At 74.3% G+C, this 11,880-nt stretch carries 8 protein-coding genes; 6 read left to right on the top strand and 2 right to left on the bottom strand.

Annotated elements, in window-relative coordinates:
• Positions 1–677: 677 nt before the first annotated feature.
• The 6 genes from AB0N81_RS17490 (at position 678) to AB0N81_RS17465 (ending at position 7,542) form a co-directional block, all read left to right on the top strand.
• Positions 678–2,504: a gamma-glutamyltransferase gene (locus AB0N81_RS17490; protein WP_365359070.1), complete on the top strand. Its 1,827-nt coding sequence runs from the start codon at positions 678–680 to the stop codon at positions 2,502–2,504.
• A gap of 99 nt (positions 2,505–2,603) precedes the next feature.
• A complete protein-coding gene (locus AB0N81_RS17485) occupies positions 2,604–3,431 on the top strand; it encodes an inositol monophosphatase family protein (protein WP_365359068.1) in 828 nt (275 codons plus the stop codon).
• Between the two features lie 87 nt (positions 3,432–3,518).
• On the top strand, positions 3,519–4,931 hold the full coding sequence (locus tag AB0N81_RS17480; protein WP_365359487.1) for an NAD(P)/FAD-dependent oxidoreductase: 1,413 nt from the start codon (positions 3,519–3,521) through the stop codon (positions 4,929–4,931).
• Complete coding sequence (locus tag AB0N81_RS17475) at positions 4,928–5,461, top strand: O-acetyl-ADP-ribose deacetylase (RefSeq protein ID WP_365359066.1); 534 nt, start codon at positions 4,928–4,930, stop codon at positions 5,459–5,461. The genes AB0N81_RS17480 and AB0N81_RS17475 overlap by 4 nt, the downstream gene beginning before the upstream one ends.
• An 83-nt stretch (positions 5,462–5,544) precedes the next feature.
• Positions 5,545–7,026, top strand: coding sequence for an AlkA N-terminal domain-containing protein (locus AB0N81_RS17470; RefSeq protein WP_365359064.1), 1,482 nt, complete (start codon positions 5,545–5,547; stop codon positions 7,024–7,026).
• 12 nt (positions 7,027–7,038) lie between these two features.
• Positions 7,039–7,542 (top strand): methylated-DNA--[protein]-cysteine S-methyltransferase, encoded by a 504-nt coding sequence (locus AB0N81_RS17465; protein WP_365359062.1) that lies wholly within the window; start codon positions 7,039–7,041, stop codon positions 7,540–7,542.
• A gap of 27 nt (positions 7,543–7,569) precedes the next feature.
• Here the strand turns inward: AB0N81_RS17465 and AB0N81_RS17460 are convergent, their stop codons facing one another.
• Positions 7,570–8,070, bottom strand: coding sequence for an NUDIX hydrolase (locus tag AB0N81_RS17460; protein ID WP_365359060.1), 501 nt, complete (start codon positions 8,068–8,070; stop codon positions 7,570–7,572).
• Between the two features lie 26 nt (positions 8,071–8,096).
• A complete protein-coding gene (locus AB0N81_RS17455; RefSeq protein ID WP_365359058.1) occupies positions 8,097–11,879 on the bottom strand; it encodes an SAV_2336 N-terminal domain-related protein in 3,783 nt (1,260 codons plus the stop codon).
• Position 11,880 lies beyond the last annotated feature (1 nt).

The following is an 11,880-nucleotide window of genomic DNA, read 5'->3' as shown; positions in this document are numbered from 1 at the left end:
TCCTTGGATACACGGGCTGCGCGAACCGATTTCCGCATGGGTGCGGGTTTCCTGGGGGGGGCACCAGAGTGGCGCGGACCGCGGCCGGGACCGGCAGGATTGGTCGGCGCGGCCCGGGGCCCGGCTGAAGATGAAGATGACCGCGTCGGCCCAGGTCCAAGTCGGTGCGGTGGCCGAAGCTGCCTGATGAGCGTCGTGAGGCGTGGCCCGAGACGGTGCCTCGGGCTGATCCCATCACGTAGCTTTCGAGCTACTGCCAGCGCCTACCCGGGGAACAAGGTTGAGCTTCCGTGGGGCGGTCCTGAACCTGACCGGAGGCGAAAGAAGTTCGGCCTCGTGCTGGCGACGAAGTACGGGGAACGCGATCGCGGCCAACACGTGGAACACGGAGATCTGGAAGCCTGCGTTGGCCAAGGCGGGCATCATCCCCCCACCGGCGAAGGGGGCGAAACCGTGGCGATGGCAAGCAGCCCCGAAGGACGGGTTCCATGTGCTGAGGCACACGTACGCATCCCTCGTGCCGGAGGCGGGGGAGAAGGGGCGCAGGGCGATCGATAGCCTGCTGGGGGAGCGGACCGAGGAGAGCTCCGGCCCGAACTCCCCAGATTCTCCCCAGGACCGATCCTGAGCGCCCATCGGTTCGGCCGATGCGCGGAAGCACCGAGGTGAGAGCCCGTATGTTCACTACCCGCCCCACCCTTCAGGGCACCTTCGGCATGGTGTCGTCCACCCACTGGCTCGCCTCCCAGTCCGCCATGGCCGTCCTGGAGGACGGCGGCAACGCCTTCGACGCCGCCGTCGCCGCGGGGTTCGTCCTGCACGTGGTCGAACCGCACCTCAACGGGCCCGCGGGCGAGGTCCCGATCATCCTCGCGCCCGAGGGGGAAGAGGTGCGCGTGCTCTGCGGGCAGGGCTGCGCGCCCGCCGGTGCCACGGTGGCCCACTACCGTTCCCTGGGGCTGGAGTTGGTGCCCGGCACCGGCCCGCTCGCCGCCGCCGTGCCCGGCGCCTTCGACGCGTGGATGCTGCTCCTGCGGGACCACGGCACGAAACCCCTCGCGGACGTCCTCAAGTACGCCATCGGGTACGCGGAGGACGGGCACGCCCCCGTGGAGCGGGTCGGCGAGACCGTGGAGACGGTACGGGAGCTCTTCGAGACCGAATGGCCCTCGTCGGCCGAGGTGTACCTCCCCGGCGGCGTGCCCCCGCGCCCCGGCGAGCTGTTCCGCAACCCCGCGCTCGCGGCCACCTGGCGCCGGCTGCTCGCGGAGGCGGAGTCCGCGGCGGCCGACGGGTCGCGGGTGGCGCTGATAGAGGCCGCGCGTGAGGTGTGGCGCGGCGGGTTCGTCGCCGAGGCGCTCGTGCGGCAGGCCGGGCGGCCCACCATGGACACGAGCGGCGAGCGGCACGTGGGCACGCTCTCGGCGGACGACCTGCGTGGCTGGAGCGCCTCCTACGAGGACCCCGTCACGTACGACTGGAACGGCTGGACGCTCTGCAAGGCCGGCGGCTGGAGCCAGGGCCCCGCGTTCCTCCAGCAGTTCGCGCTGCTGCCCAGGAACATCGCGGAGCTCCCGGCGTACGGGTCCGCCGAGTACGTCCACCTCCTCGTCGAGGGCTGCAAGCTGGCCATGGCGGACCGGGAGGCCTGGTACGGGGACGCGGGGGAGGACGTGCCGGTGCGTGAGCTGCTCTCCGTCGAGTACAACGCGCTGCGGCGGCGGCTCGTCGGGGACAAGGCCTCGTACCGGCTGCGGCCCGGCGCGCCCGGCGGGCGGACGCCCCGGCTCTCCGCGCACGCGGACGCGGTGGCCTCGGGAGAGACCGCGGGAAACGACACTTGGGGCGGCACGGCGGCGGCAGGGGCGGGAGAGCCCACCGTCGCCGGGGACGGCGGCACGCGCGGCGACACGTGCCACATCGACATCGTCGACCGCTGGGGGAACATGCTGTCCGCGACGCCCAGCGGGGGATGGCTGCAGTCCAACCCCGTCGTGCCCGAGCTCGGGTTCCCGCTGGGCACGCGGCTGCAGATGGCGTGGCTGGAGGAAGGGCTGCCGAACTCGCTCACGCCCGGCAGGCGCCCGCGCACGACGCTCTCGCCGTCACTGGCGCTGAAGGACGGGGTGCCGGTGCTGGCCTTCGGCACGCCGGGAGGCGACCAGCAGGACCAGTGGCAGGTCCACTTCTTCCTCGGGGTGGCGCTGCGGGACGCCGTGCGGGGCGGACCGGACCTCCAAGGCGCGATCGACGCCCCCAACTGGCACACGGAGTCGTTCCCCGGCTCCTTCCACCCGCGGGGGATGCACCCCGGAAGCCTCGCGGTGGAGTCGCGCACGGACCCCGAGGTGGTGGACGAGCTGCGGCGCAGGGGGCACGACGTGGTCGTCGGGGGCGCGTGGTCGGAGGGACGGTTGTGCGCGGTCGCACGCGATCCCCGGAGCGGAGTGCTGTCCGCGGCGGCGAACGCGCGCGGGATGCAGGGGTACGCGGTGGGGCGCTAGGGCAGGGACGTCAGGTCGGATGCACGGGATTCACCAGGGATTAAGGGCCCGTTTGCCGAGGCCGTACGGGATGTCAGCGAGGCGTGCTCTCATGGACGCATGATCGAAGACTTTCTGGCGCACGGGGTGCGCGACGTGGAAGACGCCCTCCGCAAGGCCGCCGCGGCGGAGGTCACTCCCCGGTTCCGGCAGCTCGCCGAGGGTGACGTCGTCGAGAAGAGCGGCCCCCACGACATGGTGACCGTCGCCGACCGCCGCGCGGAGGAGCAGCTGACGGTCGACCTCGCCGCCCTGCTGCCGGGCTCGGTCGTCGTGGGCGAGGAAGCGGTGCACGCCGACCCGTCGACGTACGAGGCGATCCACGGCGACGCGCCCGTCTGGATCGTCGACCCCGTCGACGGGACGCGGCAGTTCGTCAACGGCGACCCGGCGTTCTGCATGCTCGTCGCCCTCGCGGTGGGCGGTGAGGTCCAGGCCTCCTGGACGTACGCGCCGGTCCTGGAGCAGTTCGCCGTCGCCGTCCGCGGCCGGGGCGCCTGGCTGAACGGCGAGCGGCTGGTGGCAGGATCACCCGAGGCGGGCACCGACGTGCAGGTGGCCACCTCCCACCCGGACTACACCACGGACGAGCAGAAGCGGGCCCTGCTCGGCCTCGGCGTCGAGGGCGTGCGCCCGCGGCCGTGCGGCTCGGCCGGACTGGAGTACCTCGCCATAGCCAAGGGCGAGTTGGACGCCGTCGCGTTCTCCTGGGAGCTGGACTGGGACCACGCCGCGGGGCTGCTGCTCGTGGCCGAGGCGGGCGGCGCCGACCTGACGCTGACGGGCGAGCCGTTCCGCATCGGCGGGGGCAACGCCCTGCCGTTCACGGCGGCCCGCGACGCCGCCACGGCCCGCCGCGTCGCGGACCTCCTCGCGGGCGCCGCCTGAGAGGGGCCCGACGGGTGGCGTGAGCACCCCGCCCTATCCTGGGCGGCAGAGGCCATCGGCTGACAAAGGAGTCCGAAGGTGCCGTCGATGCTGGACGCCGTCATCGTGGGGGCGGGACCGAACGGGCTGACCGCTGCCGTCGAGCTGGCCCGCCGCGGTTTCTCCGTGGCCGTCTTCGAGGCGAAGAGCACGGTGGGGGGCGGTGCGCGCACGCAGGAGCTGACGCTGCCCGGCTTCCGGCACGACCCCTGCTCCGCCGCCCACCCCCTGGGCATCAACTCCCCGGCGTTCCGCGCCATGCCCCTCGGGCGGTACGGACTGGAGTGGCTGCAGCCCGAGCTGCCCATGGCGCACCCCTTCCCGGACGGCTCGGCCGCCGTCCTGTCCCGCTCCGTCGCCGAGACCGCCGCCTCCTTCGGGCCGCGCGACGCGGGGGCGTACCGAAGGCTGGTGGAGCCCTTCCTGCCCAGGTGGGACGTGCTGCTGCGGGACTTCATGTCCCTGCCGATGAGCTCGCTGCCGCGGGACCCCGTGACCCTCGCCCGGTTCGGACTCGCGGGGCTGCCCCCGTCGACGTGGCTGATGCGGCGGTTCCGCGACGACCGGGCCCGCGCACTGTTCGCCGGCCTCGTAGCGCACGTCATCGCGCCGCTCGACGGCATCATCACCGGCGGCGTCGGCATGGTCTTCGCGCTGGCCGCCCACGCCCGCGGCTGGCCCGTCGCCCGCGGCGGCTCCCAGTCCATCTCCGACGCCCTCACCGCGTATCTGAAGGACCTCGGCGGCTCCGTCCACACGGACTACGAAGTCAAGCGGCTCGACGACCTGCCGCCCGCCCGCGCCTACGTCTTCGACACCTCGCCGACCGCCCTCGCCAGGATCGCCGGACTCGGCAGCGCCTACGACGGGTACCGGTACGGGGCGAGCGTCTTCAAGATCGACTACGCACTCGACGGACCCGTCCCCTGGACCGCCGAGGAGCCGCGCGTCGCCGGGACCGTGCAGATCGGCGCGAGCAGCAAGGAGATCGGCACCGCGCTGCACGCCGCCTCGCGCACGCGGCGCGCACCCGACGTACCGTTCCTGATCACCGTGCAGCCCAGCGTCGTCGACCCCTCCAGGGCCCCGGACGGCAAGCACGTCTTCTGGGCGTACGGCCACGTCCCGAACGGCTGGGACGGCGACCTCACCGACGCGATCGAACGCCAGCTGGAGCGCTTCGCGCCCGGCTTCCGCGACCGCGTCCTCGCCCGCGCCACGGCGGGCCCGCGCGAACTCGCCGCGCACAACGCCAACTACGTCGGAGGCGACATCGCCTGCGGCGCCGCGAGCGGACTGCAACTGCTGCTGCGGCCCAAACCCTCCCTCTTCCCGTACGCCACCCGGCACCCCGCCGTCTTCCTCTGCTCCTCCGCGACACCGCCCGGCCCCGGCGTGCACGGCATGTCCGGGCACAATGCCGCGAAGGCCGTGTGGAAGACGCTCAGGAGACAGCCATGACCGTCCGGATCACTCTCGTCCAGGGTGACATCACCCAGCAGACCGCCGACGCCATCGTGAACGCCGCGAACTCCTCGCTGCTGGGCGGCGGAGGCGTCGACGGCGCCATCCACCGGCGCGGCGGCCCCGACATCCTCGCCGACTGCCGCCGCCTGCGCGCATCCGACCACGGCAAGGGGCTGCCCACCGGCCGCGCCGTCGCCACCACCGCGGGAAGGCTCGACGCCCGGTACGTGATCCACACCGTCGGCCCCGTCTGGTCCGCCACCGAGGACCGCTCCGAGTCGCTCGTCTCCTGCCACCGCGAGGCCCTGCGGGTCGCCGCCGAGCTGGGCGCGCGTACGGTCGCCTTCCCCGCGATCTCCACCGGCGTCTACCGCTGGCCGCTCGACGACGCGGCCCGAACCGCGGTCCGGGCGGTCCGGGAGGCAGCCGACCCCTCTCTCTTCGACGAGGTGCGGTTCGTGCTCTTCGACAAGGCGGCCCACGACGCGTTCGCCGCGGCGCTCGCGGAGGCGGAGCGGGTGTAGGAGGCACGGCGGCTCCTGGCAGCACGACGTCGATGTCGGATTCTCGCCAGCCACGCGGCGCCGGACCCGCGATCCTGGACGGCATGCACACCGACACAGAGCGCTGTGTACGCGCCGTTCAGTCGAAGGACGCCCGCTTCGACGGCTGGTTCTACACGGCCGTCGTCACCACGCGGATCTACTGCCGTCCCAGCTGCCCGGTCGTGCCGCCCAAGGCCGAGAACATGACGTTCTACCCGAGCGCCGCCGCCTGCCAGCAGGCCGGCTTCCGGGCCTGCAAGCGGTGCCGCCCGGACAGCAGCCCGGGCTCTCCCGAGTGGAACCAGCGGGCCGACCTCGTGGCCCGCGCCATGCGCCTCATCGGTGACGGCGTCGTCGACCGCGACGGCGTCCCCGGCCTCGCGGACCGCCTCGGCTACAGCCCGCGGCAGATCGAACGCCAGCTGCTCGCCGAGCTCGGCGCCGGACCCCTCGCGCTCGCCCGCGCCCAGCGCGCGCAGACCGCCCGGCTGCTCATCGAGACGACCGCGCTGCCCATGGCGGAGATCGCCTTCGCCGCGGGATTCTCCTCGATCCGCACCTTCAACGACACCGTGCGCGAGGTCTTCGCGCTGGCCCCCGGCGAGCTGCGCGCCCGCGCGCCGAAGCAGCCCGGCACCCCGCCCACCGGCGCGGCCGGCGGTGTCCTCTCGCTCCGGCTGCCGTTCCGCGCGCCCCTCAACCCCGACAACCTCTTCGGGCACCTCATCGCCACCGCGGTGCCCGGCGTCGAGGAGTGGCGGGACGGGGCGTACCGCCGCACCCTGAGCCTCCCCCACGGGCACGGCGTCGTCGCCTTCACCCCGCACCCCGACCACATCGGCTGCCGGCTGAGCCTCACCGACCTGCGCGACCTCACCATCGCCATCAGCCGCTGCCGCCGCATGCTCGACCTGGACGCCGACCCGGCCGCAGTCGACGACCGGCTGAGGACCGACCCGCTGCTCGCCCCGCTCGTCGACAAGGCGCCGGGGCGGCGCGTGCCGCGCACCGTCGACGAGGCCGAGTTCGCCGTGCGCGCCGTCCTCGGCCAGCAGGTCTCCACGGCCGCCGCCCGCACCCACGCCGCGCGCCTAGTCACCGCGCACGGCCGGCCCGTCGAGGACCCCGAGGGCGGCCTCACCCACCTCTTCCCCACCCCTCGGGAACTCGCCGCGCTGGACCCCGACTCCCTCGCGCTGCCCCGCAGCCGCCGCTCCACCCTGACGAGCCTGGTACGGCACCTCGCCGACGGCAGCATCGGCCTCGGTGTGGAGAGCGACTGGGACGAGGCCCGCGCGCGGCTCACCGAGCTCCCCGGCTTCGGCCCCTGGACGGTCGAGGTCATCGCGATGCGGGCGCTCGGCGACCCCGACGCGTTCCTCCCCTCCGACCTCGGCATCCGCCGCTCCGCACGGGAGCTGGGCCTGCCGCACACCCCCGCCGCGCTCACCGCGCGCGCCGCCGCCTGGCGACCGTGGCGGGCATACGCGGTCCAGTACCTGTGGGCCACCGACGACCACCCGATCAACTCGATCCCCGAGTAAGGGACTTCACTCATGAAACGTCTGCACACCCTCATCGACAGCCCCTACGGGCCGCTCACGCTCGTCGCCACCGACGGCGTGCTCAGCGGCCTCTACATGACCGAGCAGCGCCACCGCCCGCCCGAGGAGACCTTCGGCGACCGCGACCCGGCGCCGTTCGGCGAGGCGATCAGCCAGCTGGAGGCCTACTTCGCCGGGGAGCTGACGGAGTTCGACGTGCCGCTGCGGCTCGACGGCACGCCGTTCCAGCGCACGGTCTGGCACGAGCTCCTGCAGATTCCCTACGGCGAGACCCGTACGTACGGCGAACTCGCCGCAGCCCTCGGCAAGCCCAACGCCTCACGCGCGGTCGGCCTCGCCAACGGGAAGAACCCGATCAGCGTCCTCGTGCCCTGCCACCGCGTCATCGGCGCCAGTGGCAGCCTGACGGGGTACGGCGGCGGGCTCGACCGCAAGCAGCGGCTGCTGGCCTTCGAGGGCGGGGCGGCGAGGAAGGCCGAGGACGCGCTGTTCTGACAGCCCCGCCCGGTCGCGGGGGCCGGGTCAGCCGACCCGGTGCCCGTTCTCCAGCTCCGCCGGTCCTTCGCCGCGCGCCAGCACGTCCAGCGCGGCGGCGACCCGGCGGCCCAGCTCGTCGGGCAGGTGTTCCGGCAGGTCCTCGACGGCCACGAGGCGCCAGGAGAGCAGCTCCTCCTCCTGCAGCCTGATCGACTTGAGCTGTTCGGTGCCGAGTACGCCACCGTCGTACAGGTACGCGATCAGCGGCGGCCGGGGCCGTACGGGGCCCGGCGGCACCCAGTCGACCACGAGCAGCGGTCCCGGCTCCACGTCGAGCCCGATCTCCTCGAGGGTCTCCCTGCGCGCCCCCTGCCGCGGCGTCTCCCCGTCGTCCGACTCGACGGTCCCGCCGGGCAGCGCCCAGCCCTCGCGGTAGTTGGGCTCGACGAGCAGCACCCGGCCCTCCGCGTCCCGGAAGAGCGTGGCGGCCCCGACGAGGACGCGGGGGAGGCCCGCGATGTACGTGGCGAAGTCCTGAAGGGTCATCCGGGAAGGGTAACCGGGGCGCTTCGTCAGCCCTGGGGGCGCAGGAGGTCCTTCACGAGGCGCCGGGTCGCGACGGTGTCGGGGTGGTCGTGGCCGAGGACGTCGGCGCGAGCGTCGAGGACGCTGCTCGCCACGTCGTGTGCGTCCAGGGTGTTTCCCGCGCCGCTCAGCGCGAGGGCCAGGGCGTGGCCGCTCGCGAGGGTGTCCGGGTGCCGGTCGCCGAGGGCGGTCCGGCGTCCGTCGTGGGTGGCGCGGGCCTGGCGGACGGCCTCGTCGTGGCGGCGCAGGACGATGAGGGCGGCGGTCAGGTTGTGGCGGCACAGCAGGGTGTCGGGGTGCAGCGGGCCCCGGACGCTCTCCCACAGGGGCAGCACGGTGTGGCAGATCGTGTACGCCTCGTCGTGGCGGCCCAGGCGGAAGAGCACGAAGGCCCGCATCTGGTGGGTGAGCAGGGTGTCGACGTGCTCCCTGCCGAGCACGGCGTCGCGGGCCGTCGCGCAGACGGCGAAGGTGCCCAGCGCGTCGTCCAGGCGGTCCAGGGCGAGCTGGAGGTGACCGATCTCGTGCCGGGTGACCAGCAGATGGGGGTGGTTCGGGCCGAGGCGTTCGAGCTGGCGGGTGCCGAGATCCTCCAGCCAGGCGAGCGCCTCCTCGTGATGGCCCCGGACGCCGTGGTCGACGGCGGAACGGAACACGGCGGCGAGCAGGGCCTCGTGGGGCACGCGGCGGGGGAGCGGCAGCAGGAAGGGGACACCGGACCCGGGCGCGCCCGAGTGGTGGAGCACCGGCCCGCCGCGGCGGGTGAGATCGATGCGGAAGTCGAAGTCGACCGGCCCCCGCCGGGGACCCTCGACGAGCAGGAGGTGGATGTCGAGATCCTCGAGCCACGCCATGTCGCCGTGCAGCCCCTGCGCGCCGAGGACCACGATCAGGCTGGTCAGGTCCGGGCGCGGGGCGCCCGCCGCCCGCGCGGCGGCGAGCACCGCCCGACGGTGGGCGCGCTCCGCTTCGAGGGTGTCCTCCAAGGGGTGAATGGCGCCGGTGACGATGTGGGGCAGCGTGCCGCTCGTACCGGAACGCAGGTACTGGTCGGTCGAGTTGAGCAGGTAGAAGCGGACCGCGGACGGCGGGTAGCGGTCGGCCAGGCTGCGCACGATTCCCTCAAGGACGGTGGAGCAGTCCTCGTCGGTGCCCTGGACGACGCCGTGCGGGCCCATCGCGCGGATGTCCAGGACGACATCGGCGCCGTGCTCGTCGCGGCCGACGGGCACGGTCAGCCGGGCCGCACGCCTGTCGCGCGGCGCGGGAGGCCGGGCGTTCGCGTGGCGGAACGCCTCGAAGCGGGAGGCGACGTCGGCGGCGGTCGGCCGCTGGTCGAGCAGGGGTGAGGAGCAGCGCCGGACGAGGTCGGTGAAGGGCGCGGGGACGGCGCCGCCCGCCGCGCTCGTCAGCAGGAGGCCGAGCTTGGAGATGTCGTGCTCGGTTCCGTCCGCGTGCTCCTGCACGCACCACCCCGTGACGCATACGTCGTCCGGCGTGATCAGCACCCTTCTCGGCACCAGATCTCCGTGCACGATCCCGCGCATGTGGGCCCGGGCGAGGGTGTCGGCGATGCGGTGCCCCAGCTCGGCGAACTCCCGTGGATCGGACCAGCGTCGGCCGGCCGCCGTCAGACTTTCGAGGTGCAGGTCCGGGCGGCCGTCCGTCATCCGCAGCTCCGTGGCCAGCCAGTGCGGCGTCGCCCCCGGGTCCATGCCGACCACCCCGGGCGCCCGTCCGCCGGCCAGCAGCCGCAGGGCCTGCGCCTGCCGGGGAAGCGAGGCGCGGCGCACGGAATTCGGCCGGGTGAGCCGGATCGCCGCGACCTCGCCGTCGGCCCGGCGGCCGAGGAACATCCCACTGCTCGACCGCGCGCCGGCATGCCGGGCGAACAGCCGCCAGGGGCCCGCCCACCGGGGGTTGCCCGGCAGCAGCCCCAGCCACTCCGAGCCCGGCGCGTCGATGTACGGCGGAAGCTCCGGCTCGGCGGGCTCCACCGGCACCGGACGCGGCACGCCCACCCCGAGCCGCCGCATCAGCCGTTCGTCCACCCATCCGAACGGCCGCGCCCCGCCACCGGCCCGCGCGGCCCCCTCGGGGTGGGCCAGCCAGGCGGGGAAGTCGGCCGACCGGCCCGCGAGTCGGCCCAGCCGGTCCGTCACCGACCGGCTCGTGCGCAGCAGTTCCCGTACCGGGGCGGCATCCAGGAGGATCTCCCTGGTCTCGGCCGTGACGTCGTAACTGCGGTGCTGCGGCGCGAGTTCGGCGACATCGTCGCAGCGCCGCAGCAGGCCGCTCAGGAACACCTCCGCCAGATGCCCGGTCCGCACGTCCGGGCCGAGCGCCTCCTGTACGAGCCGCATCACCGGTACGGAGACGGGGGCCATCCCGGCGAGATGGGCGGCCAGACGGTACGCCTGCGGGGAGGCCGTGTCCCGGAAGCGCAGGACCCGCTCTCCCGCGGCCAGGTCGGCGAGCGGCTCCGGAGCGATCTCGAAGGGCGCCGACAGGAGCGGCAGGACCGCGCTCGCCCCGGGAGAGGCGACCAGATCCGCCCAGGCGCCGACCGCCGCGGGCTCGGGCGTGAGCACCGGTACCGGCACGCCGTCGTACGCGGCGAGCCCCGGCGGCAGCACCGGATCAGCCACCTCCCAGGTGAGGTTGGGCGCACCGCGCCGCCGGGTGGTGACCTGCCAGCGTTCGGCACGGATGCCCGAACCGTCCCACAGCTCCGGAGGCAGCGTGTGCAGCACGGCCGTCGGCCCGAACCGCCCCCACTGCCGCAGGAGTCCGGGCATCCGGCCGTCCCGCCAGGCCGCGCCGACGCCGTCGCTGAGGACGAGGATCAGTGTGGTGCCGCCGGGATCGGTCACGGTGGCGGGCGGCAGCACGGCGGTGCCGGGGGTGAAGGGGCGCCGGCCGAGCAGCGGCGCGCCGGGCGTACGGGTGTCCAGGCCGTGTACGCGTACGTCACGGAAGGCACCGCTGCGCTCCAGGAGCAGCCGTGTCTCCGTGGCGAGCCGCTGCCACAGGAGCATGGACGCGCCGTCGTCCACCAGCAGCGTCAGGTGCAGCCAGCGCGCGCGGGCGGGGCGCAGCACGGCGTCGGTGAGGCCGCTGTGGGCCGTCGCGTCGGCGGTGGCCGTCTCGTCGAGCTCCCAGCGGCTGTGGTCGCCCACGGTCTGCTTCAACGGGCGCAGCGCTCGGCCCAGTTGGAGCTGGCGGGAGCCGAGGGCGCGGGTGCCGGGCGCTCGGACGGTGCGGGCGGGCGCGGTGCGGGGGCGCGGGGCGCGGTCGGGGGCGGTACCGCCGTACAGGCCGCCATACTGATCGCTCACGGGCTTGTGGATGCGGACGGTCCTGGTCGAGAGCAACGCCGTGGTCTCGTCGTCGGGATCGATGTCCAGGAGCGGTCGCTCGGCGGGGCGGGACCGCGCCGACGGCAGGGACCGGGCGTCGGCCTCGCCCTGACGGGGTGGGCCGGGCTGTGCGGGCCGCGGCTCCGCCCGGGGGCCGACGGCCGGTGGCAGCCACCCGTCGCCGTACGCCTGACGGGCGGGCGTGATGGTCCCCGACGCACGCGCCAGCGACGTCGACGCGCCCTTGGGCAGCCGCTCCGCCAGCCACAGCGCGTCGAGCAGCTCCTCCTGCGCGAGCTGTACGCCGCTGCCCGCCAACGCCTCCAGAGCCCGGCGCAGTTGCTGCGCCCGTGCCCGAGCGGCGGACGCCTTGAGCACACGTCCGAAGAGGTCGGCGGGGTCGTCGCGCACT

The organism is Streptomyces sp. NPDC093510, assembly GCF_040683555.1.
Classification (GTDB): Bacteria; Actinomycetota; Actinomycetes; order Streptomycetales; family Streptomycetaceae; genus Streptomyces.
This window is presented reverse-complemented; position numbering and strand designations above follow the sequence as displayed.